This is a genomic window from Shinella granuli (genome assembly GCF_004341885.1).
Classification (GTDB): Bacteria; Pseudomonadota; Alphaproteobacteria; order Rhizobiales; family Rhizobiaceae; genus Shinella; species Shinella granuli.
This window is the reverse complement of the sequence record NZ_SLVX01000017.1, coordinates 1-25,686: the sequence shown is the minus strand read 5'-3', so window position 1 is coordinate 25,686 and position 25,686 is coordinate 1. Positions and strand designations below refer to the sequence as shown.

The 25,686-nt window shown below is 64.0% G+C and carries 23 protein-coding genes; 4 read left to right on the top strand and 19 right to left on the bottom strand.

Features of this window, described 5'->3' with window-relative positions:
- Nucleotides 1–111 precede the first annotated feature (111 nt).
- Nucleotides 112–1,161, top strand: a complete 1,050-nt coding sequence (locus EV665_RS22255; protein ID WP_133035740.1) for a GlxA family transcriptional regulator — start codon at nucleotides 112–114, stop codon at nucleotides 1,159–1,161.
- A gap of 75 nt (nucleotides 1,162–1,236) precedes the next feature.
- Here the strand turns inward: EV665_RS22255 and EV665_RS22250 are convergent, their stop codons facing one another.
- The 7 genes from EV665_RS22250 to EV665_RS22220 form a co-directional block, all read right to left on the bottom strand.
- Nucleotides 1,237–3,246 carry a putative 2-aminoethylphosphonate ABC transporter permease subunit gene (locus EV665_RS22250; RefSeq protein ID WP_133035810.1) on the bottom strand — a complete coding sequence of 670 codons (2,010 nt, stop codon included), beginning with the start codon at nucleotides 3,244–3,246 and terminating at the stop codon, nucleotides 1,237–1,239.
- Nucleotides 3,247–3,254: 8 nt separating this feature from the next.
- Nucleotides 3,255–4,430, bottom strand: coding sequence for a putative 2-aminoethylphosphonate ABC transporter ATP-binding protein (locus tag EV665_RS22245; RefSeq protein ID WP_064331044.1), 1,176 nt, complete (start codon nucleotides 4,428–4,430; stop codon nucleotides 3,255–3,257).
- A 77-nt stretch (nucleotides 4,431–4,507) separates the two neighbouring features.
- On the bottom strand, nucleotides 4,508–5,530 hold the full coding sequence (locus tag EV665_RS22240) for a putative 2-aminoethylphosphonate ABC transporter substrate-binding protein (protein ID WP_133035739.1): 1,023 nt from the start codon (nucleotides 5,528–5,530) through the stop codon (nucleotides 4,508–4,510).
- 261 nt (nucleotides 5,531–5,791) lie between these two features.
- Nucleotides 5,792–7,246 carry a phosphonoacetaldehyde dehydrogenase gene (phnY, locus tag EV665_RS22235; protein WP_133035738.1) on the bottom strand — a complete coding sequence of 485 codons (1,455 nt, stop codon included), beginning with the start codon at nucleotides 7,244–7,246 and terminating at the stop codon, nucleotides 5,792–5,794.
- A 9-nt stretch (nucleotides 7,247–7,255) separates the two neighbouring features.
- Nucleotides 7,256–8,518, bottom strand: a complete 1,263-nt coding sequence (phnA, locus tag EV665_RS22230; RefSeq protein ID WP_133035737.1) for a phosphonoacetate hydrolase — start codon at nucleotides 8,516–8,518, stop codon at nucleotides 7,256–7,258.
- A 20-nt stretch (nucleotides 8,519–8,538) separates the two neighbouring features.
- A complete protein-coding gene (locus EV665_RS22225; RefSeq protein ID WP_133035736.1) occupies nucleotides 8,539–9,729 on the bottom strand; it encodes a 2-aminoethylphosphonate--pyruvate transaminase in 1,191 nt (396 codons plus the stop codon).
- A gap of 102 nt (nucleotides 9,730–9,831) precedes the next feature.
- Nucleotides 9,832–11,484 (bottom strand): Na/Pi cotransporter family protein, encoded by a 1,653-nt coding sequence (locus tag EV665_RS22220; protein WP_133035735.1) that lies wholly within the window; start codon nucleotides 11,482–11,484, stop codon nucleotides 9,832–9,834.
- A gap of 115 nt (nucleotides 11,485–11,599) precedes the next feature.
- Here EV665_RS22220 and EV665_RS22215 point away from each other — a divergent pair, with 115 nt between their 5' ends.
- Nucleotides 11,600–12,475, top strand: coding sequence for a LysR substrate-binding domain-containing protein (locus tag EV665_RS22215; protein ID WP_133035734.1), 876 nt, complete (start codon nucleotides 11,600–11,602; stop codon nucleotides 12,473–12,475).
- Between the two features lie 31 nt (nucleotides 12,476–12,506).
- Here EV665_RS22215 and EV665_RS22210 read toward each other — a convergent pair whose 3' ends face one another.
- From EV665_RS22210 to EV665_RS22160, 11 genes are all read right to left on the bottom strand, one after another.
- On the bottom strand, nucleotides 12,507–13,262 hold the full coding sequence (locus EV665_RS22210; RefSeq protein WP_133035733.1) for an alpha/beta fold hydrolase: 756 nt from the start codon (nucleotides 13,260–13,262) through the stop codon (nucleotides 12,507–12,509).
- Nucleotides 13,263–13,288: 26 nt separating this feature from the next.
- On the bottom strand, nucleotides 13,289–13,984 hold the full coding sequence (locus EV665_RS22205) for an RraA family protein (RefSeq protein WP_064331051.1): 696 nt from the start codon (nucleotides 13,982–13,984) through the stop codon (nucleotides 13,289–13,291).
- Nucleotides 13,985–14,080: 96 nt separating this feature from the next.
- A complete protein-coding gene (locus EV665_RS22200) occupies nucleotides 14,081–15,052 on the bottom strand; it encodes a cupin domain-containing protein (protein WP_133035732.1) in 972 nt (323 codons plus the stop codon).
- A gap of 72 nt (nucleotides 15,053–15,124) precedes the next feature.
- Nucleotides 15,125–16,153: a LacI family DNA-binding transcriptional regulator gene (locus EV665_RS22195; RefSeq protein WP_133035731.1), complete on the bottom strand. Its 1,029-nt coding sequence runs from the start codon at nucleotides 16,151–16,153 to the stop codon at nucleotides 15,125–15,127.
- The gene (locus tag EV665_RS22190) at nucleotides 16,153–16,377 is read right to left on the bottom strand and encodes a hypothetical protein (RefSeq protein ID WP_133035730.1); all 225 of its coding nucleotides are present in this window, start codon (nucleotides 16,375–16,377) and stop codon (nucleotides 16,153–16,155) included. Before EV665_RS22190 ends, EV665_RS22195 begins: the two co-directional genes overlap by 1 nt.
- A 15-nt stretch (nucleotides 16,378–16,392) precedes the next feature.
- A complete protein-coding gene (locus tag EV665_RS22185; RefSeq protein WP_064331055.1) occupies nucleotides 16,393–17,475 on the bottom strand; it encodes an ABC transporter ATP-binding protein in 1,083 nt (360 codons plus the stop codon).
- 3 nt (nucleotides 17,476–17,478) lie between these two features.
- Complete coding sequence (locus EV665_RS22180; protein ID WP_133035729.1) at nucleotides 17,479–18,573, bottom strand: nuclear transport factor 2 family protein; 1,095 nt, start codon at nucleotides 18,571–18,573, stop codon at nucleotides 17,479–17,481.
- Between the two features lie 8 nt (nucleotides 18,574–18,581).
- Nucleotides 18,582–19,409 carry a carbohydrate ABC transporter permease gene (locus EV665_RS22175; protein WP_064331057.1) on the bottom strand — a complete coding sequence of 276 codons (828 nt, stop codon included), beginning with the start codon at nucleotides 19,407–19,409 and terminating at the stop codon, nucleotides 18,582–18,584.
- Between the two features lies 1 nt (nucleotide 19,410).
- Nucleotides 19,411–20,496, bottom strand: a complete 1,086-nt coding sequence (locus EV665_RS22170; RefSeq protein ID WP_210234663.1) for a carbohydrate ABC transporter permease — start codon at nucleotides 20,494–20,496, stop codon at nucleotides 19,411–19,413.
- On the bottom strand, nucleotides 20,438–21,691 hold the full coding sequence (locus EV665_RS22165; RefSeq protein ID WP_210234662.1) for an ABC transporter substrate-binding protein: 1,254 nt from the start codon (nucleotides 21,689–21,691) through the stop codon (nucleotides 20,438–20,440). Before EV665_RS22165 ends, EV665_RS22170 begins: the two co-directional genes overlap by 59 nt.
- 169 nt (nucleotides 21,692–21,860) lie before the next feature.
- Complete coding sequence (locus EV665_RS22160; protein WP_245507797.1) at nucleotides 21,861–22,880, bottom strand: LacI family DNA-binding transcriptional regulator; 1,020 nt, start codon at nucleotides 22,878–22,880, stop codon at nucleotides 21,861–21,863.
- Nucleotides 22,881–23,096: 216 nt separating this feature from the next.
- Between EV665_RS22160 and EV665_RS22155 the strand changes: the two genes are divergently transcribed.
- Together EV665_RS22155 and EV665_RS22150 are read left to right on the top strand one after the other, a co-directional pair.
- Entirely contained in the window at nucleotides 23,097–24,302 is a 1,206-nt protein-coding gene (locus tag EV665_RS22155) for an ester cyclase (protein ID WP_162853131.1), read from the top strand.
- A 54-nt stretch (nucleotides 24,303–24,356) separates the two neighbouring features.
- Nucleotides 24,357–25,544: a serine hydrolase domain-containing protein gene (locus EV665_RS22150; RefSeq protein ID WP_133035727.1), complete on the top strand. Its 1,188-nt coding sequence runs from the start codon at nucleotides 24,357–24,359 to the stop codon at nucleotides 25,542–25,544.
- Nucleotides 25,545–25,589: 45 nt separating this feature from the next.
- Here EV665_RS22150 and EV665_RS22145 read toward each other — a convergent pair.
- The coding region (locus tag EV665_RS22145) for an NAD(P)(+) transhydrogenase (Re/Si-specific) subunit beta (RefSeq protein WP_133035726.1) at nucleotides 25,590–25,686 on the bottom strand (97 nt) is incomplete at its 5' end.

Sequence of the window (25,686 nt, the reverse complement as noted above, 5' to 3'; positions counted from 1 at the left end):
TTTGAAGATCAAGTTCCACAAAGTGTGCCGCACAATGTCCTTTAATGTTGCATTATGTAATTATTTTTTCCATTCTGCCCAAAGACGGCTTTTCAAGATCAGGAGGAGACAATGCAACAGGCGTACACGGACGGCAGCCGTTTCACCTTCTATCTGCTCGACGGCTTCGCGCTGCACGCCTTCTCCGCGGCGCTCGAAGCCCTGCGCGTGGCCAATCAGGTTGCCGGCCGCACGGTCTACGACTGGTACATCGTGACGGGCGACGGCCGGGCGGCGCGGTCCTCGTGCGGAATGCGCCTTGCCGCCGACCACGCGCTTGCCGAGGAACGGGACCGGCTGTACCGGTCGGGAACGCGGCGCTTCGTCGCCATCTGCGGCGGAAGTGGCATACCCGCGCCGGACCGGGCGCTGGAGGCCTGGCTGCGGCTGTGCCAGCGCAGCCGGATCGCCTTGGCCGGCCTTGCCGGCGGCCTCTATCCGCTCGCCCGGGCGGGGCTCCTCGACGGCAGGCGCTGCGCCGTGCACTGGGAACATTTCCCGGATTTTTCCGAACGCTTCTTCGCGGCGAAGGCCAATCAGACGGCATTCGAGATCGACGCGGGCCTTCATACCTGCGCCGGCGGCAACGCGTCCTTCGACATGATCCTGCATATCGTTGAAAGGGAGCTGGGCAGGGATATCGCCAACCGCATCTGCGAGATCACGCTCTGCGAGCGTCGCCGGGAGGCCGGTGAACGCCAGCGCCTGCCGCTTCAGGCCCGTCTCGGCATCGACAATGCCACGCTGATCCGCATCGTGCAGCAGATGGAAGCCAATCTCTCCGAACCGCTCCGGCTCGCCGACATGTCGCCGGCAAGCGGGCTCTCCCGCCGCCAGATGGAGCGCCTGTTCCGCCGGGAGATGGGGCGCACGCCCGCGCGCTACTATCTCGACCTGAGGCTGGAGCGGGCGCACCTGCTGCTCGTTACCTCGTCCCTTCCCGTCATCGAAATCGCCATGGCCTGCGGCTTTTCGACCGCCTCGCACTTTTCCCGCACCTACCGCGAGCGCTATGGCTGCACGCCGCAACGCACGCGCCTGGCCGAAGCGGAGCGGCGGTCCCTTTCCCATCGCCGCCATGACGGCGAACCGCTTGCAACGGACGCGCGGCACGTCGCATGAGACGTCTCGTTCCCAAGGGAAAGGCCCCTTCTCCGCGGCGGAGAAGGGGCCTTTCTGCCTTGTCGAGAACGCGCGTCAGCGCCAGGCCTGGGTCCGCGCGAGCAGGCTGCGGGCGATCGCCGCGTGGATGAGCTTGGCGGCGACATTCGTGTAGAAGATCATCATGCCCATGGCCGCGGCTGGCGCGATGTCGCCCGCATCGTCCATGTTGAGCACCGCGACAGAGGCGAGCTTTGTATCGGTGGAGTAGAGGAAGACCACAGCCGAGACCGTCGTCATCGCATTGACGAACAGATAGATCGCGATGTTGAGGATCGCCGGCAGGCAGACCGGCACCGTGACCCGGAAGAACAGCCGGTGGAAGGGCTGCTTCAGCGAGGCGGCGACGGATTCGAATTCCGGATCCATCTGCTTGAGGGCGGTCAGCGCCGTCAGATGCGCGACCGTGTAGAAATGCGTCACCGTGGAGACGACGAGGATCGTCATCGTGCCGTAGATGGCGTTGAGCGGATTGGCCGGGTTGTTGAAGAAGAAGATATAGGCAAGGCCGAGCACCATGCCGGGCACCGCCATGGGCATCATCGCGAGAAAATGGAAGATGCCGCGGCCGACGCGGAAGCCATCCGCCTTCTCCACCATGTAGGCGCCGGCGAAGACGACGAGCGAGCCGAACAGTGCCGTCAGGAGGGCCAGCCGGATCGAATTGCCATAGGCCGCCCAGCCGCCGCCGTCCATCAGGTCGAAGGCGAAGTTCTTCGTCGTCAGCGTCAGGTCATAGGGCCAGAACTTCACCACGGCCGCGATCTGGCACATGGCGATCATGCCGAGGATGAACAGGCTGACGAGGCAGGCGAAGGAAAAGCAGATCGCATCCATGCGGGCGTTCGGCTTCGGCGCATAGGGCACGGCGCGGGCAGAAAGCAGCGCCACCTGCCGCTTCTGCATGCGCCGGTCGACGACGAAGGCGAGAATGGCCGGCACGAGCAGGATGACGGAAACGACCGCGCCCATCTCGAAGTTCTGCTGGCCGATCACCTGCTTGTAGATGTCGACGGCGAGCATGCCGTATTGCCCGCCGATCACCTTCGGCAGGCCGAAATCGGTGATGACCAGCGTGAAGACAACGAAGGCGGCTGAGACGAGACCGAAACGGGCGCCAGGCACCGTGACGGTCTTGAAGGTGCGCCACTTGCTGGCCTTCAGCGAGGCGGCGGCCTCGTAATGCCGCGCATCCGCGACGGAAAGCGCCGTCAGGATGATCAGGAAGGCATGCGGCAGGGTGAAGAAGATCGAGCCGATGACGATACCGATCGGACCATAGATGGAATAGCCCATCAGCCAGTCCTTGAAGACGCCCTGGTTGCCGAAGAGATAGACGAGCGCGATGCCGGGCAGCAGCGAGGGCACGAGGATGGGGATCGTCAGGATACCGCGGAAGAGCCCCTTCAGCGGCATGCAGCTACGCGTCAGCCCATAGGCGAGCGCGAAGGCGATGGCGACGGTGAAGATCGTGCTGATCGACGCCATCAGCACCGAATTGTAGATCGACTGGGCGAGCGCCGGCGTGGAGAAGTAGGTCGCGAAATTCTCGACGCCGAGGCTGCGCGCCGGGCGCAGCACGACACGCCGGAAGGTGCCGGAATCGTAGTCGCGCCATTCCGTTCCTTTTTCCAGCGTCGAGCCGACGAGGAAGGCCGCGTCGTCCGTCGTGCCGCGGATGCGATAGTGCACGGGACTGCGGAAGCTGAATTCCGGGAAGAACTTCGTCGCCGCAAGCCGCCCGTCGGAATTGGTCGACAGCTCCCCGTCCGTCACGGCGCGAAGTTCCCGGTTCAGGGCTTCTGCGCTGAGGACCGGCCCCCAGTTCGCGCCCGTCTCGTCGCTGACCTGGAACTCGAAGGCGGCAAGGTCGAACCGGTAGGTCGACAGCGACTTCGACAACATGACGAAGAGCGGCGCACCGAGCGCGATAATCAGGTAGAGGCCGATGACGGCCATGAAGCCGAGCTTGATGCGGTCGTCGCGGGAGGATTCCTGCCGCAGCCGCTTGCCGGTGAGGGGAAGATGGGGCGCTTCGAGGACCATGTTCATCGTCACGCGCTCCTCGGATAGAGCAGCAGGCGCTCGCGCGGGATCTCGACCTGGATGACGCCTCCCGTCTGGATGCTGAGGCGACGCACGGCATTGACCGAGAAGTCGGCGACGAGCGTGCGCTCGCCGAGACGCGGCGCAGCCAGCCGCGTGCGCCAGAACATGCCGAGGAATTCCATCTCCCGGACCTCGGCGTCGATCAGGTTCTGCGGCGTGGCGGGCCGATCGACGGCGTTGACCGCGTGGGCATCGGCACCGTGCGGAATGATATCGACGGGGCGTACGACGGCGGTGGCGGCATGGCCGGCGGAAAAGTCCTCCGTCGAGCAGCGGAAGGCGGAATGGCCGATCTCGACCTCGCCGTCGGCGATGACCTTCGCCGGGAACTGGTTGGTCTCGCCGATGAAGTCGGCGACGAAGAGGGTTTCGGGATGCCGGTAGATTTCCGTGGGTGAGCCGACCTGCTCGATGACGCCGTGGTTCATCACCACGATGCGGTCTGCCATGGCGAGCGCTTCCTCCTGGTCGTGCGTCACCATGATGGTGGTGACGCCGAGCTGGCGTTGCAGCGCCTTGATCTCGTGGCGAAGATGCACGCGCACCTTGGCGTCGAGCGCGGAAAGCGGCTCGTCGAGCAGGAGCAGGCCCGGCGATATGGCGATGGCGCGGGCGAGCGCGATGCGCTGCTGCTGGCCGCCGGAAAGCTGGGCGGGATACTTCTTCCCGTGCGCAGAAAGACCGACCATTGCCAGAAGCTCGTCGACGCGCGCCTTCACGCCCTCTTTCGAGCGGCCGGTATTTTCAAGGCCGAAGGCGATGTTCTGCTCGATGGTGAGGTTCGGGAAGAGCGCGTAGGACTGGAAGACGATGCCGTAATCGCGGCTCGACGCCGGCAGAGTGGAAATGTTCCGCCCGTCCTGTAGGATGGTGCCCTGCGTCTGGAGGTCGAGGCCGGCGATGGCACGAAGCAGCGTCGTTTTTCCGCAGCCGGAAGGGCCGAGGAAACAGATGAACTCCCCTCTGGCGATGCTCAGCGAGATATCGCGCAGCGCGACGAAATCTCCGTAGGCTTTCCACAGGTCGGTGATCTTCAGATAGGGAGCCGGCTCGGCACCGGCGGGTGCGGCAGCCCTGGAAAGGGTCGTTGGCGTCGGTTCGATCGACAGGGCATGTCTCATCGGCAAGCTCCGCTGGCAGGGATTTCAGGGGAATGCGATGGGCGGAGCGCAAAGGCACCCCGCCCGGCCGATCAATATCAGCTCTTCGGCTCCGACTTGGCGTCGTAGCGCTTCTGCCATTCCTTCAGGATCGCGGTGCGATTGTTGGCGGCCCATTCGAAGTCGTTGTCGATCATCTTGGAGGCGATGTCCGTCGGCAGGTGCTCGACCTGCTTGGCGACGCCCGGATAGGCGACCACGGCATAACCGGCATTGTACATCTCGTTGGCCTCCCTGGTGATAGACCAGTCGACCAGCGTCTTGGCTGCCTCCAGGTTCGCCGTGCCGGCGATGATCGCCGTCGCCTCGGCTTCCCAGCCCGAGCCTTCCGAGGGGAAGATGATGTCGATCGGCGCGCCGGCGCTCTTGGCCTTGGCGCCGGGGAATTCGAAGGAGACCCCGATCACCGCCTCGCCTGCGCCTGCCATCTTGCAGGGCTTCGAGCCGGAATGGGTATAGGCGGAGATGTTCTCGTGGAGCTTGTCCATGAAGCCCCAGGCCTCCTCCTCGCCCCACATCTGCATCCAGCCGGAGACATCGAGGAAGCCCGTGCCCGACGAGGCCGGGTTCGGCATCACGATATGGCCCTTGTATTCCGGCTTGGTGAGGTCTTCCCAGCTCGTGGGCGGCGTCAGGCCGAGCTTTTCGCCCTCCACGGTGTTGTAGCAGAGCGCGGCGACATAGGCGTCCATGCCCACCCAGCTCGGCGGGTTGTCCTTGTCGACGAACTTCGTGTCGAGCGCCTCGACGCCCTTCGGCTGGTAAGGTTCCAGCATGCCCTCGGTCTTGAGCAGGAGCAGCGAGGTCGCGGCAAGGCCCCAGACGACGTCGGCCTGCGGGTTGTCCTTCTCGGCGAGCAGTTTTGCGGTCATGACGCCGGTGGAATCGCGCACCCAGTTGATCTTGATGTCGGGGTGCGCCTTCTCGAAGGTCGCCTTGTAGCGGTCGAGGTCGACGGCTTCCACGGCGGTGTAGACCGTGAGCTGGGTTTCAGCGAAAGCAATGGCGGGGATCACGGCGGACATGGCGCCGGCAAGCAAAAAAAGCATGCGTTTGTTCATGATTGAAATTCTCCTCTGAAGGCCTGGAAAAATCCGGGAAGCACGGTGGACGATCTCGTCGTCGCCCTTGTATGGTCGGCTTCAAGAGGCATTCTGGCAGGGGTTTTCAGTAAGTAAAATTTATTATTCTTATCATTCAGAAAGAAAAAACGATAGTAAATCTGCTTCATTTGCAGGCACTTGCCCATAGGGCAGGCGACAAAAAAGGGAGCCGTGCGAAACGGCTCCCAGGAAAGGCGATCCTGCAGGGGTTTGCTCAGATCACCATGGCAGGGAGAAGGTCTTGACGTTGGTAAAGCTCTTCATCGCCTCGATGACGCCTTCCTTGTAGCCGTTGCCCGAATCCTTGATGCCGCCGAAGGGGCTCATCTCGATGCGGTATCCCGGCACTTCCCAGATGTTCACCGTCCCGACCTTGAGACCCGCGATATACTTCTGCATGCGGCGGAAGTCGTTGGTGCACACACCGGAGGAAAGGCCGAAGGCGGTAGAGTTGGAGAGCGCGATCAGCGCGTCGTCGTCGTCGGGCGCGCGCACGATTGGGATGATCGGCGCGAAGGTTTCCTCCATGACCAGTTCGCTTGCATGGGAAACCCGGTCGACGACGATCGGCGGCAGGAGGGCGCCCCTGCGGCCGGGATCGTAGAGCACCTCCGCCCCCTCTTCCGCCGCCTTGTGCACGCGGCGCTCGAAGACCTCGGCAGCCTTGGCATGGACGACCGTGCCGAGTTCCGTCGCGCGGTCCATGGGATCGCCGAACTTCAGCTTCTTCGCCCGCTCCAGCACCAGGGGCACGAAGCGGTCGGCGACGCGCTCCTGGCAGAGGATGCGCTTGACCGCCGTGCAGCGCTGGCCGGAATTCTTGGTCGCGCCGGCAACCGCCAAATCAGCCGCTCTCGCGAGATCGTCGTCGGAGAGGTCGTTGAGGATGATCAGCGGGTCGTTGCCGCCGAGTTCCAGCACCTGGCGCTTGTACTGGGCATGGGCGGCGATCAGCTTTCCGACCGGCACGGAGCCGGTGAAGGTGATGAGGTCGAAGTTCGGATTGGTGATCATCTCCATGCCGATATCGCCCGGCCAGCCGGTGACGACGGAGAGCATTTCCGGCGGCAGGCCGGCCTCGTAGAGGATGTCGGCGAAGACGAGCGCCGTCATCGGCGTCAGCTCCGTCGGCTTCAAGACGACGCAGTTGTTCGTCGCGATCGCCGGGGCGACCTTGTGCGCCACCATGTTGAGCGGGTGGTTGAAGGGCGTGATCGCCGAGATGGCGGTCAGCGGCTCGCGGGTGGTGAAGATCTTGCGCGCCTTGCCATGGGGCGTGAGGTCGCAGGAGAAGATCTCGCCGTCGTCATGGATGCACATCTGGCCGGACAGCGTCAGCACGTCGAAGGCGCGGCCCACCTCGTAGAGCGAGTCCTGCTTGGAAATGCCGAGTTCCAGCGTGATGAGGTCGGAGACCTCCTCCTTGCGGGCGACCAGCAGCTCGGCCGCCTTGAGGAGGATGCGCTGGCGCTCGTAGCGCGTCAGCTTCGGCTGGTAGCTTGCCGCGATCTCGAAGGCCTTGCGGGCGTGCTCGGCATTGCCGGCCGGAACGGTGCCGATGACGGCATCGTTCCAGGGATAGTGCACCTCGATCCGCCCTTCGGTATCGACCGCCTTGCCGGCGATCCGCATGGGCTCGTGGCGGATCGCGAATGTCGTTTCAACCTTGGTCATCGCTCCCTCCTAATGCGCCGGCTGGGCGGCCGCGACGAGCGCGTAGAAGAAGGCGTCGAAATTGCGCAGCGTGCCGGCCGAAGAGAGTTCCGGAAGGACGCGGTTGGCAATGAAGGGCACCTCCTGCTCGGTAAGGCCGCCATGGGAGCGCAGCGGCTCGTTCAGCGCGGCAAGGTCGTGCCGGTGCTCGCTGGTGCCGAGCGTCTTGTTTTCCGAGGACACGAGCACGATGTCGCCGATGCGGTCGTCCGGTAGCTCGAAGCGCACGCAGGCCTCCGGGCGCGACAGCACGACGTCGATGCCGTCGATCGCCTTCAGCCGCTCGATGATCTCCTCCTTGTCGGCCCCTTCCGGCAGGTAGGCGGTGGCGAAGGAGCCGAGCGCGCCGTGATGCACGACGTAGGGGTCGGTGATCGGCAGGATGACGCGGGCGGCGTCCTTGCCGAGCCATTCGTCGAGCAGGTCCTGCACGTAGATGACGTCCGGCGTGCCATCCGCCTTGTGCTTCGGCTTCATGCCGTGGTCGGCCGTGACGATGATCGCCGCGCCGAGCGCGTCGAGTTCCGTCAGGTACTTGTCGAACATCTCGTAGAAGGAATTGGCCTCCGGCACGCCCGGCGCATATTTGTGCTGCACGTAGTCGGTGGTGGTCAGATACATGACGTCGGGGCGGAATTCCCTGAGCAGCTTCACGCCGGCGGCGAAGACGAATTCCGAGAGGTCGGCGGAATAGACTTCCGGCACCGGCCGGCCGAGCCAGGCCGAGGCATTGTCGATGCCGTGCTCCACCTTGGTCGACGTGTCGGATTTTTCCGAGGAGAAGCAGACCGCACGGCCATCGTCGAATGCCAGGCCGTGGCCGAGCAGCGCGCGCAGCTTGTCCTTCGCCGTCACCACGGCGACCTTGGCGCCGGCATCGTAGAAAGCCTTGAAGACGGTCGGCGCGCGCAGGAACCGCGGGTCGTTCATCATCACTTCCTTGCCGGTCGCGGGCTCGTAGAGATAGTTGCCGCAGATGCCGTGGATCGCCGGCGGGCGGCCGGTGGCGATGGAGAGGTTGTTCGGGTTGGTGAAGCTCGGGATGACGCTGAGCGCGGTGCGCTCCGTGCCGGTCCTGCGGATGCGCTCCAGGGTCGGCATCAGGCCGGCCTTGATGGCCTCGTCGAGATAGGCCGGCTCGCAGCCGTCGAGGCAGATGGCGATGGCCGGGACATTCGGCCAGGGATAGGTGCGCCGGTTGGCGGTGACGGTGATCTTGGACATCTGGTTCATCGAAGGTTCCATTCTCTTCGTTAAGCCGCGAGACGGCTGCGTTCTTCAAGGGCGATGGCCGGCGGGGCGGCGCTGTCGACGCCCATTTCGGCAAGGGAGGAGCGGGCGGCGTCCACCACGCGGCGCATGACATGCTCGTCCATGCGACCGATGCAGCCGACGCGGAAACTGTCCACCACCGTCAGCTTGCCGGGATAGATGATGAAGCCCTTGTCCTTCATGAGATCGTAGAAACGGTCGAAGGCGAAGGCCGGATGGGCCGGGCTGAAGAAGGTGACGATGATCGGCGAGAGCCACTGGTCGGCGAGCAGCGTCTCGAAGCCGGCCTCGCGCATGCCCGCCACCATGACGTCGCGGTTGCGGGCATAGCGCGCACCGCGGGCGGCGACGCCGCCTTCTTCGCGATGGATGCGCAGCGCCTCCAGGAAGGCGGCGACGACATGGGTCGGCGGCGTGAAGCGCCACTGGCCGGTCTTGTTCATGTAATCCCACTGGGCGTGGATATCGAGGCTGAGCGAATGGCTGCGGCCCCTGGCGGCCTCCAGCTCGCTCTTGCGGGCGATGACAAAGCCGAAGCCCGGCACGCCCTCGATGCACTTATTGGCCGAGGAGACGATCGCCTCGTAGCGGAAGTCATTGACGCCGGCCGGCACCGCGCCGAAGGCGCTCATGGAATCGACCAGCAGCTTGCGGCCGCGCGAATAGACGGTCTCGGAGATTTCCTTCAGCGGGTTGAGGATGCCGGAGCTGGTCTCGCAATGGACGACGACGACGTGGCTGATATCGGGATCGGCATCAAGCGCGGCGGCGACTTCGGCCCCGCGCGGCGGCATGTAGTCGCCCTTGTCGATGACCACGTGGTCGCGGCCGAGATAGGACAGCGTCTGGGCGATGCGCTTGCCGTAGGCGCCATTGCTCAGCACCAGCACCTTGCCGTCCTTCGGCACGAAGCTGCCGAGCATGGCCTCCACCGAGAAGGACCCGCTGCCCTGCATGGGCACGCAGTCGAAATCGCCCGCCGTGTCGCCGGCGATGTCGAGGAGCTCGCGGCGCAGTTCCGCCGTCATGGCGCGGAAGTCGGCGTCCCAGGACCCCCAGTCCCGCAGCATGGCCTCCTTGACCTCGTAGGCCGTCGTCAACGGGCCCGGCGTCAGGAGATAGGGCTCGCCGAGCCTTGGCGTTTCAAGCGGGGCAGAAGCGGTGTTTGGCATGGTCCGTCCTCACGTTTGGCTTATCCGGAAACGACAATGCGGCGGAAAGACATATCTGTAAAATCGTTCTTTTGTATCAATCTATCGATAAAAATTATGAATTCACGCGGCGGGCACGAGACGGCTTTCCAGCAGGTCGCCGGTTTCCCGCAGGCGCGGATAGGCCATGGTGGTGACCAGCGAATTGACCTCCTTCAGCGCACGTACGATCTCCAGATGCATGTCGCTGGACTGGATGCTGGCGGCCACACCCTGCCGCAGGCGCTCCAGATGGTTCTTGCTGCTCGTTTCCACCAGGCTGCGGACATGCTCCTTTTGCCGCACCATTTCACGGGCAATGAGGGGATCGGGCGAAACGAGGAGGTTGGCCGCGAGCCGGACATTGGAAAACACCGCGCCATGCAGCAGCATCAGTTCCCGCCAGCCTTCCTGCGAAAAGGCGCCCGCACCGTCGAGACGCTCCTGCGCCATCTGCAGCAGGCTCTTCGCGACGACGTCGCCGGCATATTCGAGGTGGATCGCCGCCTCGGTGAGTTCGATGCCCCGTCGCGACTGCTCCTCGGTAAGCACCCCGCGATTGACGGCCGCGATATAGAGCTTGATCTCGCTGTGGGCCCTGTGGATGTCGCCGTCTATCCGGCGCAACGCCGCGACCGTTTCCGGTGTCGGCGACTGGATGACCGTCATGACCGGCTCCAGCATCCGGGTAATCAGGTTGCCCATGTGCAGCACCTCCCGCGCCGCGGCGGCAAGCGCCTGCGCCGGCTTTTCGATCAACGACCGGTCGAGCGCGCTGACATGGGCCGTCAGGTCGCCCTCGCCGGCCGCCTCCGGCATGAGAAGCCGGACGAGACGTCCCATCAGGCCGCAGCCGACGAGCCCGAGCAGAACCAGCGCGGCATTGAAGAGCACATGCAGGTTGACGAGCTTGGCGGCCACCGCCGCGCCGGGCAGCCAGTCGAACGGCGCATGCAGCGCAAACAGCGCGAAGAGCGCGGCGCTGAACAGCGCGCGGAACAGGAGGTTGCCCAGCGGCAGGCGCCGTCCCTCGACCGGCAGGCCGCGGGTCAGCCAGAGGGCGATCAGTCCCCCGCCGAGATTGACGCCGAGAACCAGGGGAATACCGACATCGAGCGGCACGATCCCCTTCGCCGCGAAGGTCACGATGAGCAGGATCGCCGCCACGCTGGAATGCAGCGCCCAGGTAAAGATGCCCGCGAGGATCATCACCGTCAGCGCATCCTTGCCGAGAAAGGCGATGGCGGAAGGCAGAAGCGGGCTCTGCGCCAGCGGCAGCGTCGCATGGCCGATCATCTGCAGCGACAGCAGCAGGAGGCCGATGCCGAGCACTGCGCGCCCCGCTTCCACCGCCTTGCGCGAGCGCGCCTTCAGGTGGAGCAGGCCGCCGCCGGCGATCAGCAGGGGCGCCAGCCAGTGCAGGTCGAAGGAGAGGATCTTGACCACCAGCGCCGAGCCGAGATCGGCGCCGAGCAGCACCGCCAGCCCCGCATCGAGCGCCAGCGCGCCGCTGATGGCAAAACCGGCCGCCAGCATGGCGACCGCCGTCGAACTCTGCAGGGCGATCGCCACGAGACAGCCGTAGAGCGCGGCCCGAAGCCTTCCGCCCCCGCCGCCGACCGTGCGCGCCACCATATCGCCCGAGGCCGCTTCGACGCCCTTCTTCACCAGGCTGACAGCGTAGAGCAGGAGGACGGTGGCGGCGGCAAGCTCGAGGACGACGGCCGGAAGGTTCATGAGGCGCGCTCCGCAAAGAGAGTGGAAATCCCCGAACTATCCTTTCCCGCTTTACATAAATCAAATCGTTCGTTTTAATAAATGCATAGATTCAAGCTATCGAAGGCCGACCGTCATGCGCTATGTGCAACTCCGCGCCTTTCACAACGTGGCCATCCACGGCGGCTTTTCGCGCGCCGCCGAGGCCCTGTTCCTCACCCAGCCGGCCGTGTCGGACCAGGTGCGCAAGCTGGAAGAGGAATACGACGTCCTGCTCTTCAACCGCAACAAGAAGCAGGTGACGCTGACCCAGGCCGGCCAGCAGCTCCTCGAAATCACCCGCCGCATGTTCGACGTCGAGCAGCAGGCACTCGACCTCCTGTCGGAATCGCGGGCGCTGCGGGCGGGAAAGCTGCGCATCGTCGCCGACGCCGCCCACCATCTCCTCCACATCCTCGCCGCCTTTCGCCGCGCCTATCCCTCGGTGCAGGTCTCGATCGACGCGGGCAACACGGAGACGGTCATCACCAGCCTTCATGCCTACGAGGCCGACATCGGCGTGCTGGGCGAGATCCCGCAGTCCAGCGACTTCGAAATTCTCAAGCTGAATTCGACGCCGATCATCGCCTTTGCAAGCCGCGACTATCCCCTCGCGGGCCAGGAGACGGTGACCTTCCGGGAATTGGCAAACCACCCCCTCGTCATGCGCGAGCGCGGCTCCAAGACCCGCCAGAAACTGGAGGCCATGTCGGAACAGTGCGGCGTGCCGCTGACGCCGCTCATCGAGGCGGAAGGCCGCGAGGCCGTTCGCGAGATCGTCGCGGCGGGCGGCGGTGTCGGTTTCGTCTCCTCAGCCGAATTCGGCCAGGACAGCCGCCTCGTCCCCATCCGCATCGACGCCCCGGAAATGCTGATGGACGAGGCTCTCATCTGCCTGCGCGAGCGCAGCAACGGCAAGCTCGTGAATGCCTTCTTCGACGTTGCTCGCCAGCTCGTGCCTTCTCCGGCATGATGGGAAGACCGCGGTCGCGGCACGACCCAGTTCAGTTGGGCGACACGATGCTCGCCAGCCAGCGCTGCACATGAAGCGCCATCGCGTCGGGCTGCTCGAGCGGGGCGAAATGGCCGGCATCCGCGATGAAATGAAGTTCGGCGGCGGCGATAGCCTCCGCCATCTCTTTTTGGACATCGGGCGGGCACACCGCCTCATGCATGCCGGCAACGACAAGTGTCGGCTGCGTGATGGCGGAGAGCCGCGGGCGGCTGTCGGCGCGATGGATTGCGACTTCCGCCTGCTCTTCGAGCCGGCCGGGGCCACAATCGCGCGCCATGGCGACGATCGTGTCGCGCAAGGCTTCGTCCCCGACATTGGCCGCAGACACCAGCCGAGGCCAGGCATCGAGGATGAAGCCGTCCATACCTTTCTCGTACGCATCCGCCACGGCCTTGCGCCGGACTGCCGCATTGGCCGGCGGATCGGGGCGCGCCGTCGTGTCAATCAGAGCGAGCCCTCCGATCCGCTGCGGTTGTCGGGCGACCATCTCAAGCGCGCAGATTCCGCCCAGCGAGAAGCCCGCGAGCAGGAAATATGGCGGCGCATTCGCAAGAATGATCTCGGCCAGGTCCGGCATCGTCCGCGCGCCAGCCATGTCGCCGATCAGGATCGGATAATCGCCGAGCCTTTCGATCAAGGGCGCGAAGACCCGTCGGTCGCAGGCCGTGCCCGGCAGCAGCAGGAGCGGCGGCCGCAGGTCACCGGTCGTCGGGGTATCATCCATCGTGTCGAATGCCTTTTCCATTACCAAAACGGGCCGCGCAAAGGGAGTCAGGTTCGGGCTGCCTCGAAATTTGCCCAGGCCTCCTCGAACTTTGCGAGATCGAAACCTTCCTGTCGAGCAGGTTCCAGGATCAGCCGCTCGGTCGCCTGCAGTTTCTCGATCGATGCGGCAAGCACGGGAATGACCTCGGGCGGGACCACGACGGCGCCGTGACGATCCGCATGAACGAGATCGCCCGGCGCGACCGTCATGCCGAAGACCGTGACCGGCACACCGATCGCTTCCACATGCACGAAGGCATGGCTCGGTCCGATCGAGCCGGCAATCATCGGGAAATCATCGGGCACGTCGCCGAGATCACGCATCACGCCATTGGTCAGGACACCCGAAAGGCCGAGGCCGCGATGGACGGTGGCGTTGATCTCGCCCCAGAAGGCGCCGACGCAATGGGGGAAATCCAGATCCTCGATCACGGCGATCGATGGCGAGCTGCCATCCGCCATGTGCCGGTAATAATCGCGGCGGCGCGTCTTGATGGCAGCCGCGTCCTCGTTTGAAGGAACGGCGGCGGCGATCTTCGCCGTGCGGGCATAGCCGACAACCGATGGCGCCGTCGGGGCCGAGGAGATCACCGTGCCGCGGGTGAAGGCATTGAAGCCGCGCCTGCCCTGCGCCACCTCGATCGCGTTGCAGACGGTGGGCGTGTCGACCTTGCGCAGCAGGGTGAGAAGAGCGTCGTCCAAAATTCTGTCCTCCGATGTGTCAGGCTCCCGCCGGAGGGCTGGAGCCTGTTGAATGATTGAAAACGCGGCGGCATGTTCGCCGCCGCATTGGACGCTTCAGCCACGCCAGGTGAAGCCGGCCTCGTCGCCGGTCGCGACGACGCGGTAGAGGCTCGCCTCACCGGTCATCGAGGGTGTCAAGCCGTGCTTCAGGCCCGGCGGTACGGCGCAGGTGTCGCCGGGGGCGAGGACGGATTCGCCGCCGTCCCAGGTAAGCTTCCAATGGCCGCGCATGACCATCAGCACCTCGTGACGCGCGTTCACATAAGCCGTTTCCGGAATGGAGCCGCGGGTCAGAAGCTCGACCTCGAAGCCCGGCTTGTCGCGCAGCAGCGCGTTTTCGCCGATCACCTTGGCCGGAGCCTTCTGCGCCAGCGCCATCAGGTCCCAGTAGCGGGCGACGTAATCGCGCACCACCTCGGTCACCGGCGTTTCCGGGAAGGCCTTCAGCTCCTCTTCCGTCAGAAGCGGCATCGGCTTGATGCCATCCGGCAGCGTCTGCCCCTTCTTGCTGTCATAGAGCTTGCCGTTCTCGCCGAGCACGAGGCCGTGATCCTTGGCGTCCTCGATCACCTGCGGCGCCCAGATCACGCCGCCGCCGGCATCGTCGCCGCCGAGGATCGCCATGATCATTCCATAGTCGGTGCCGATGTTCTCGAAGCCACGGAAGATGCCGGTCGGGATGTTGAAGATGTCACCCTCTTCCAGCACGACCTCGCCGGCATTGCCCCAGCGGCCCCAGAAGAAGCGCCACCGGCCCTTGAGCACGAAGAACACTTCGGCCGTGCGGTGCGAATGCAGTGAGTTGCGGCATTTCGGCGGCTGGCCCGCCGCGCCGATGTTGAAGCCGGGCGTGTCCTTGATATGGACATGCTGGTCGGCGCTTTCCGAAACGCCGCCGCCGATGATCGTGAAGTTTTCCTTCTGGTTCGAACCCGGCGTATGGGCGTCGATGAACGCGGTGCGGCAGGGCCTCAGTTCACCATAGCGAACGATGCGTTTTTCCATTTCCGTCTGGGAAATTTGCATTCTCTCATCCTTTCATACGTATGCAAAATGGATTGCAGGCACGGCTTGTCCGTCCCCTCCGGGGCGTTTTGGTTAGCGTGTCTCTTCTGTTGGAGCTTTTGTGCGCGTCGAACCGCGCACCACGAGAGTGCCGTCGAGGGTGACGCGGCGCGCAGTCCCGTCGCCCTGCTTGATGCTTTGCATGAGCATCGCCACCGTCTCGGCGACCATGTCATCGACGCTCTGGCGGATCGTCGTCAGGTTGTAGGCCGGCCAGCGCGCCGGCGGCACGTCGTCGAAACCGACGACGGAGACATCCTCGGGAATGCGCAGGCCGAGTTCGAAACGCAGGACATCCATCACGGCAAAAGCCATATGATCGTTGCAGACGAAGACGGCATCCGGCCGTTCCGCGCCGGCGAACATGCGCCGTGCCGCCGCCTGGGCTTCTTCATAACGGAAGTTTCCGACCTCGCGGGCGAAGAGCGACAGCCCCGCAGCCTCCAGCCCGTCGCGAAAACCCTGTTCCCGGTCGCGCTGCGTCGAGGCGCCCTCGAAGCCGGCAATATAGCCGCAACGGGTGTGGCCGAGCGACACGAGCAGATCGGCGAGCTGCCGGCCCCCGCCACGATTGTCGGAGGTGACGGCCGAAAGCCTGACATCGTCTTGAAGACGGTTAAAGAGCACGATCGGCACGCCGGACGCATGGCAGCGGGCCGCAAGCTCGGAGGACATGGTTGCGGAGGCGAGCACGATGCCGTCGACCTGATAGTCGAGAATCTCCTGCGTGATCTGATCGACCCCTTCCGAGGCGATGGAGGAGATGAAGACCAGCACATGATAGCCCTGGTCCTGCAGCGCCTTCGACAGGCGCTCGACCACTTCCGGATAGAAATAGTTTTCGAGATAGGCGACGACGAGGCCGATAATGCGGCTGCGGCCGGTGATCAGCGAGCGGGCCAGCACGTTCGGACGATAACCGAGCTCTTCGGCCGCCGCCTTGATCTTGTCAGCCGTTTTCTTCGAGACCGAGGTTCCCGGCGTGAAGTATCGCGACACCGCCGACTGGCTTACGCCCGCAAGCCGCGCAACATCGTTCGACGTGACCTTCTCGTTTGCCATCAGTTCCCCGCCCCGCTCACATCCGTCATCTGCCGGGATTTCCCCGCGATCACAAAGACATCCCGCGCACGATAGGGGACGAAAACCGCAATGTCCCCTCCTCGTGACGGATGCCCAAGCTTCTTTTTCACCTTCCCCGAAACGCTGAAGACCAGGCTGGCGCATGTCGCCTCCGGCAGCCGGCAGGCCCCGGTCTTCGCGCGTTCGGGATAGGTAAGAGCCATGGCCGTGTTTCCTTGTCAGTGATTACCGGCGCCCGGCACACGCCGGGGTTCGATACGCAAGCCGGTTTGCTGATCAAAGAGATGTATCCGCGCCGGATCGGGCCGCAGACCGACCTTGTCGCCGATCTTGCCGTCCCAGGCCCTGGACGCGCGGGCGATCACGCGGCTCGTGCCGGTCAGGACCGTGACGAGATTGGCTTCGCCGGTGAGTTCGACCGCATAGACGCTGCCGACGATGCCTGCCACCTGCGGATCGACGACCTCGATATCCTCGGGCCGTATCCCCAGAATGCCGGCGCCGTCGGCACCGAAATCCGGATGGGTGACGGAGACATCCGTCGCCTTGAACGTACCGCCGGAAACCGCACCGGGGATCAGGTTCATCGGCGGGGAGCCGATGAAGCCGGCAACGAAAAGATTGGCCGGCGTGTCGTAGATTTCCGCGGGCGTGCCCAATTGCTGGATGCGGCCCTCGTTCATCACCGCAACCCGATCGGCAAGCGTCATCGCCTCGATCTGGTCGTGCGTCACGTAGATCGTGGTCACGCCCAGCTCATGCTGCAGGTGCTTGATCTCGGCCCGCATGGTCACGCGCAGCTTGGCGTCGAGGTTGGACAGCGGCTCGTCCATCAGGAACACCTGCGGCGTGCGCACGATGGCACGCGCCAGGGCAACGCGCTGGCGCTGGCCGCCCGAAAGCTCCCGCGGCTTGCGGGCCAGCAACGGCCCGAGCTCCACCTTGTCGGCCGCCGCCCTTACCCTTGCCGCGCGATCGGTCTTCCCGATGCCCCGGACCTTCAGCGGATAGGCGATGTTCTGCTCGACACTCATATGCGGATAGAGGCCGTAGTTCTGGAAGACCATCGCGACGTCGCGCTCTTTCGGCTGCACCTCGTTGACGAGGCGATCCCCGATCCGGATCTCGCCGCTCGACGGGTATTCCAGGCCCGCGACCATGCGCATCGTGGTCGTCTTGCCGCAGCCGGAGGGGCCAAGCAGGACGAGGAACTCGCCATCGCCGATGGAAAGGTCCAGTTGCTCGAGCGCCGTGAAATGACCAAAGCGCTTGGCCACGTTTTTCAGTGTTACAGATGCCAAAGGTTATTCCTCCCCGTCGGCCGTTGCCGGCTCGGCATAAATCTGTCGCAGGATCGAAAGCTCGTCATAGAGCGTCCACTCCTCGACCACGTTCTCTCCCTCGAACCGGAAATGGGACATTCCCAGCACATAGACCGGCTTGCCGCTCGGCGCGCCGAACAGGCCGTCGCCCCTGTGATGCCCCGTGATCGACCAGCGGACCGCCGCAAGCACGCCATCCGTTTCGACGACATCGCAGTAATGGTCGAACGAGAATTCCGCATCCGGAATGGCGGCGAGCAGTTGCACATAGTGGTAGATCAGCCCGTCCTTGCCGGCGATTTCACGCCCGCCGGCAAGATGCCCGACGACATCAGGATCGTAGAAATCATGCAGCACGTTCAGGAGACGCCGGTTCCAGGCATCGTGCAACGTGTGCCGCAGACGGTCTTCCAGGCTCTTTTTCGGACGGTCCAGCGGGGCCGGCTGGCGCGGGCTGCGCACGGCCGGCAAGCTCTCCAGCGTGTCGGCAAACCAGGGTTTCCTGCCCTGCCGGGCATCGTCCTGCGCAAGCCTTCTTGCCAATTCGTGGATATCGACACCGAGCTGCTTTGCGACCGCGCCGTTGTCGCGGATCAGCCATTCCAGGAAAATCTGGTTGTCGCGCGAGACACAGTCCGCGATCGTGAAGAAACGCGAGGCTCTTCCGGTCGTCGGACCATAGGACGAAGGACCGAGATTGGTCATGCGCGAGAAGCCGAGATGGCTGGTGTAATATCCCTCCTTCGGATCACCGCTCCATGCGACGTTGATGAAATCCATCTCGCGATCGGGGAACGACTGCAGCATGGAGAGCGTGCCGGTGACGACATCCTCCACGGAACGGGTGACGTCGAAGCCGGTATAGACCGTGCAGTTCTCGGCATAATAGTCATAGATCTGCCCAACGGCTCGGTCGGCCCAGATCCAGTGGGTGATCTTGAAGATGTAGTCGACGATATCGCCGAAGTCGTCGTCGAAACCGTCCATCGGGAACGAACCGCGCTCGACCGGCTTCAGCAGCTTCTCGATGGGGACGTGCCGAACCTGGCTTATCCTTGGTGATACGGGCGTAGGCATATTGCGTCCTATCTGACCGAGCCTGACATCAGGCCCTTGGTGAAATATTTCTGAACGAAGCGGGAGAGGACCAGCATCGGCAGGATGATGACAAGGCCCATCGCAGCCATGATCTCCCAGACGTCGCCGCGTTCCGTGCGGGCGCTCATCAGACCGACCTGCATCGTGGTCGCATCCTGCTGCGTCAGCACGAGCGCATAGAAGAACTCGTTCCAGGAGACGACGAAACAGAAGATCGCCGCCGTCGCGATGCCCGGGAGGGCGACGGGAACGACGACGTCCCAGATCGCCCTGAGGCGGGACGCGCCGTCGATCTGGGCGGCTTCCTCCATGTCCATCGGTATGCTGTCGATGAAGCCTTTGATCATCCAGATCGCATAGGGCACGACGAAGGACATGTTGGCGATGACCAGCGCCGTCCTGGTGTCCAGCAGGTTGACCTGCCGGAAGACGATGAAGAGCGGGATGATGACGACGACCGGCGGGATGAACTGCGTTGCCAGCACGCCGATCGGCCAGATGCTGCCGCCCGGAAAGCGGAAGCGGGAAAAGGCATAGGCCGCAGCCGTCGCGATCGGCAGCGAGAAGACGAGCGTGCAGAACGTCACGACGATGCTGTTCCATGTTCTTTCGCCGACGAGGAACGGGGTGGCGAAGGAATCGCGGATGTTCTGGAGGGTCGGCGTGAAGAAGATCTTCAGCGAGTACACGTCCGGCGCACTCTTGAACGCCGTCGCGAGGATCCAGGCGATCGGCCCGAAGAAAATCAGCACGACGACTGCAAGGGCGACGTAGCGCGCAGCCTTGGCAAGCCTGTGTTTTGACCGAACGTTCATATCACGCGCGCTCCATAACGAACCGGGTGTAGAGAAGGGCCAGGACCCCCATGACCGCGGCCAGCAGGTAGGCGATCGCGGCGGAATAGCCGAGGTCGTAGAACCGGAAAGCCGTGAGGTAGACGAGATGCGCAAGCGTTTCGGTCGCCGTGCCGGGGCCGCCCGCCGTGAGCGTGACCACCTGATCGAGCACCTTGAGCGAGAAGATCGCCTTGAGCAGGATCGCGATCGTCAGCACCGGCCGCAACTGCGGCAGCATGATTTCCCAGAACACGCGGAACCGCGAGGCGCCATCGACCTGGGCCGCTTCGATCGTCTCCTGCGGCAGGGCGGCAAGAGCGCCCACGAACAGCAGCATGAAATAGGGCGACCAGTGCCAGACGTCCGAGGCGATGAGCGCCGCCATCGCCAGGGTCGGATCGGCAAGGATGGGAACACCTTTCAACGCAGGGATGATAGCCCCGAGCCCGGCGGAAATGGCGCCGAATTCCGGATTGAGCAGAAAGCGCCAGGATATGCCGAGCAGCGCCGGCGACATGGAGAACGGCAGCACCAGCAGTGTGCGGACATTGACGGTAAGACCGTCATTGCCCACCAGCAGCAGCGCCAGCGCCAGCGCCATCGCCAGCACCAGGGTGATCACCACGGAAAAGACGGTGAAGATGCCGGTCACCCGAACGCTGCCCCAGAAGTCGGGGTCATCGGTGAGAATGAGCCGATAATTGTCCAGCCCGACAAAGGGACCGAGCGTCGCTTCCTGGGCGATGTTCCAGTTGTGCAGCGAGAACCAGAACCCGGCAACGAGCGGGTAAAGCAGCGTCATCGCCATGATGATCAGGGCGGGCGCCACAAGCCAATATTTCAGATGTTTGTCCACCAAGTGAACAGCTCCTCTTTGCGGTTCCATCGTCGGCCCGTCGCCACCGGTTGCAAAGCAATCGACGCCTCCAGTCGGGCCTTCCGCGACATTATCGACCTGCGGCGGCGACAGGTTCCCGGCCCGCCGCAGGAAGAGAGCGCAACGGGCCTCAGCCCTTGCGGTAACCGGCGCGGCGCAGGATGCGGTCGATGTCGCGCGCGGCTTCATCGAGCCCGTCCTTGACGGGTTTCGCCCCCGTCGCCAGATCCGAGATGGTGTTTTCGAGCGTCGTGCCGATCTGCGGCCATTCCTTCAGCTGCGGCATGATGCGGGAGCCTTCGAGGCTCTGTGCCGCGACCCGGTGCAGGCCGAAATTGGCGTCGTTGACCTTCGGATCCAGGAAGCTGGCCGTATGCGTGACGACGATATCCGACGTATCGGGATTGGACTTGTCGATGACGCAGGCCTGCTCCAGCTCCGGCCGGGAAACCCACTTCATGAACTCCCAGGCCGCATCCTTCTGCTTCGACAGCGCGCTGACGGCAAACGGCAGGGAAAGCGCATAGGAAACCGGGCTGCCGCCGGCAAATTTCGGCATGGGCGCAAAGCCGATCTGGTCGGCCTTCAACGTCGACTTGTCGCTGGTAAGCACCGAATAGACCCACCACCAGACCATGACCATCGCGGACTTGCCCTGGGCGACGGAATTGACCGCATCGTCCTCGGCGAACTGCACCGAGCCGGGCGCCGCGACCTTGTGCTTCAGCAGAAGATCGAGATACATCTGCGTCGCCTCGATCGCGACCGGCTCGGTGAAGCGCGTCTCCGTGAAGTCCGGCGTGAAGAGATCGCCGCCCTTGCCCCAGAGATAGTTCAGCCAGAGGAAGAGGTTCTGCTGTCCGTTGCCCTTGCCGTAGTACATGGCGAGGCCGGAGACACCGGACTTGTCCTGAACCGCCTTAGCGGCCGTTACGAGGTCTTCCCAGGTCGCCGGCGGCTCGACGCCGGCTTCGGCGAGCAGGTCCTTGCGGTAGAAAAGCATCTGCGGATGGCCGCGGATCGGCAGGCCGAAGACCTTGCCGCCGATCTCGCTGCCGAGCTTGTAGGCCTGCGGATAGCTGTTCATGTCGACGCCGTCGCGCGCCAGCCAGGCGTCGATCGGCTCCAGATAGAGCGAAAGCGACGGCCCCCAGCTATCCTGGTAACAGACGACATCATAGTTGGAGCTGCCGGCCACGGCTTCCGCGGCGATCTTGTCGCGCACCTGCGCGTAAGGAACATAATTGTAGACGGCCTTGATACCGGTCAGCTCCTCGAATTCGGCAAAGCGCTTTTCATGGGCGCGGAACTGAGAGGCATGGGGCAGGAGAATATTGACGACGGAGCCCGCAAACGGCTTGCCGGGGAGGATTTGTGCGGACACTCCGCGAGGTATTCCAAATGTCATGGCGGCAGCAGCACCAACGCCACCCTGCAGCATCTGCCTTCTCGTGATCATGCTCAAACTCCCTCTGAAGAATTGGAATGCTCCTCGCATTCGTATGCAAGATACCTTTTTTGCATACGAATGCAATATCCGTTCGAAGAAAAATTCAAGGGGAGGATTTGCGGCGAACCGAATGGCGCTCTACCAGTTGGGCGCCAAGCATCACATGCTCGGGCTGAGCAGCGGAATCCTCGATCTGCTCGAAAAGCAGGCGCAGGCTGGCCTCGACCATCCGGTTGATCGGCTGGCGCACGGTGGTCAACCCATAGGTCGGCTGCGCCGCCGTCGAGATATCGTCGAAGCCGACGACGCTGACATCCTCGGGAATGCGCAGGCCCAGCTCATTGCGGATCACGTCCATCGCCCGGATCGCCATATAGTCGTTGATCACGAACAGGGCGTCGGGTCGCTCCGCCGGGTTCCGATCCTTGAAAAAGGCTCGCGTCGCCTGCGCGGTGTCTTCAAGATTGAAGTTGCCGTTTGCCCGCTCGAAAAGCTCCGCACCCCGCGCGTGCAGCTCCGCCCGGAAGCCGAACTCCCGATCGCGGCTTGTCGAGGCGCCCTCCCATCCCGCCAGCACCGCGAGCCGCTCGCAGCCGGCATCGAGAAGAGCCTTCGCAGCCAGTCGTCCGCCACCGATATTGTCGGTGGTCACGGCCGACAAGCCCGGGTCGTCCTGGGTTCGGTTGAACATCACGACGGGGATTCCCCGCTCGGTACACTCGATGCACAGCTTGGAAGAAAGCTCGACGGAAGCGGTCAGAAGCCCATCGACCTGATATTGCAGGATATCGGATACGGTGGAATCGATATCCTGTAGCGTGTCCGACATCATGAAGACGAGAGCGTGGTAGCCCCTTGCCTGCAGGCCGTGGCACAGCAGCTCCAGGGCCCGCGCGTAGAACGGATTGTCGAGATAACTGAACAGCACGCCGACGATCCTGGACCTTTGGGTTATAAGCGACCTCGCAATCGCATTCGGCTGGTAGCCAAGCTCCTTTGCGGCCCGCAGAACTTTTTCCCTGATCTCTGCAGACACGCCGGACTGCGTCGGCCAAGGCGAAAACGTGCGACTGACGGCCGACTGCGACACACCCGCCTTCCGGGCCACATCGGTGGATGTCACACGCCTTTTCTTCATATCGATCAACCCTTCGCGGCATTTCCCTGCGGGAAGACATAGGACCCGCGGTCCCCTTTAGGCAAGCGGATCTGATCGGCCGTGCCCGCCCGCCCCGGCAAAAAGCTCCAGGCCAGGGCTCACGGCGGAAAAAGAATTCGCGACCCCGCCATTGCCAACATTCGCATTCGTGCTAGCATACGTATGCGAATGGAGGTTCACATGACAGCAACAACCCAAGACCGCCTGCCTGCCGAAGCGACCGCGGGCAACAAGCCGAAATCGAATCCCGCACCGGACCGCGCGCAGGAATCATCGCGCGTCCAGTTCGAAGCGCTCGCCAGGGAGCACATGCCGAAAGACTTCTCGATCTCGCTCGATGCCTATCGCCGGGGCGGGACGGACAACTTCATCGGCAAGGCCCCGCAGGGGCTCGCTTCCCATCCGATGCGGGGCTTCGATCCCACCTATGTCAACATCGTCGACTACATCGTGCGGATCACCCACCGCATCTGGGAAGAGAAGGACATCGGCTACATCTACGACACCTACAGCCACGACTGCACCGTGTGGGACGACATCGGGCTGCAATACGGCCGCGACAAGATCGTGGCCGATACGGTGCATACCAACAACGCCTTCCCCGATATCCGCCTCGTGGCCGACGAGGTCGTCTGGGCGGGCAACGAGGATGTTGGTTTCCATACGTCGCACCGCACGAAGATCCTCGGCACGAACACCGGCTACAGCCGCTTCGGCGCGCCGACGGGCAGGCGCGTGCAGCTCTGGTGCATGGCCAATTGCGTGGCGCGGGCGAACGAGATCTTTCACGAGCATGTCATCTACGACACCGCGGGTCTGCTGCAGCAGCTCGGCATCGATGTCGTCGAGACCGCCAGGCGTTTTGCCGCCGCAAGGGCAGGCGCCGCATTGCCGTCGAATTTCCTGGCGGGCGAACCGAAGCGGCTTCCCGGCCAGGGCAAACCGGCCGAGATGACGCTCCCCTCGGTCGAGGACGACCTGGAAGGCTTCGTCAGGGCTGCCTTCCATACGGTCTGGAACCGGCGCAACTTCGGCGCCATCGACAATATCTACGGGCCGAACGTCGTCATGCAGGGCTCGACCGGGCGCGTCTATCGCGGCGCGGGCCAGATCCGGTCCTTCCTGCTGTCGATCGTCGCCATGTTCCCCGATCTCGCCATGAATGTCGACGACGTCTACTGGATGGGCAATGCCCGGGAAGGCTACGTCGTCTCGATCCGCTGGAGCGCCGTCGGCACCCATCGCGGTTTCGGCCCCTATGGCGAGCCGACCGGCAAGCAGGTGAACCTCTGGGGCATCAGCCAATGGGCGATCGACAAGGGCAGGATCCAGAAGGAATGGACCGTCTTCAACGAGTTCGGCGTCCTGACCCAGCTCTTTTCCTGAAACCAACGGTCCGGCTCGCTGCAAAGCGGGCCGGCATCCCTGTCGGATAGTGCCATGGCATCGCTCACCGCCCTCGATAGCGCCCTTGAAGGCGCGCTCGCGGCCGGCCGGATCGTCGGCGCGGTCGTTCTCGTCAGCCGCGCCGGACAGCCCGTCTACGCGCGCGCCGCGGGTTTCGCCGACCGCGAAGCCCGCATACCCATGCGGGACGATGCCGTCTTCCGCCTTGCGTCCGTCTCCAAGTCCATCGTCACGGCGGCGGCCCTGCGCCTCGTCGAAAAAGGCGCGCTCGGCCTTCATGACGCCGTAAGCCGCTGGCTGCCGGAATTCCGTCCGCCCTGCCCTGACGGCAGCCGGCCGGACATCTCCATCCATCAGCTTCTGACCCATACGAGCGGCCTGTCGCATTCCTATCTGGAGCCGACGGGCAGTCCCTGGCACACGGCCGGTGTTTCGGATGGTCTCGACGGGCTGGAGCTGACCCTTGCGGAGAACGTCGACCGGCTGGCGCAACTGCCGCTTGCCTTCAAGCCCGGCACATCGTGGCGATACTCGCTGGGCATCGATGTCCTTGGTGCCGTGCTCTGCCGGGTAACGGGCGACAGCTTGCCCGATATCGTCGCCGAACTGGTGACGCAGCCGCTCGGAATGCTTCAGACCCGCTTCACCGCCGCGGCCGGCCAGAGGCTCGTCACGCCCTATGCAGGCGGTCCTGCCGGACCGGTCCGCATGCATGACGGCATCGCGCTTGCCCTCACGCAAGAGCAGATTGCCGTTTTGGGTGGACCTGCCATTCGTGCCACGGGACATCCGGGAAAGATCGACGGGGTCGTCCGTTTCTCTCCCTCGCGCGCCTTTTCTGCCAAAGCCTTCCCCTCCGGCGGCGCGGGCATGATCGGCACGGCCCATGACATTCTCCGGTTCATGGAGGCGATCCGCACGGGTGGAAAACCGATCCTGCGGGACGAGACGATCCGGATGATGATGCGCGACCATGTCGGGCCCGGGGTCGGGACGCAAGGGCCGGGCTGGGGCTTCGGTTACGGCTGGGCAGTGCTCTCCGACCCGCTTGCCGACACACCGCAACGACCGGGCACCGTTCAATGGGGCGGGGCCTACGGCCACAGCTTCTTCCTGGATCCGACGGAACGACTGACCGTCGTCGCGCTGACCAACACCGCCTTCGAAGGCACCAGCGGTCGATTTCCCGGCGCGATACGGGATGCGGCCTACCGAGGCTAGCAACGAAGCCAGACCGCGCCCGTCCACATCGCCCCATTCACCGATTCACGCCAGTGCCGGCAACAACTGATCGATGCTCTTCTTTGCATCTCCATAGAACATGCGGGTGTTGTCCTTGTAGAAGAGCGGGTTCTCGATGCCG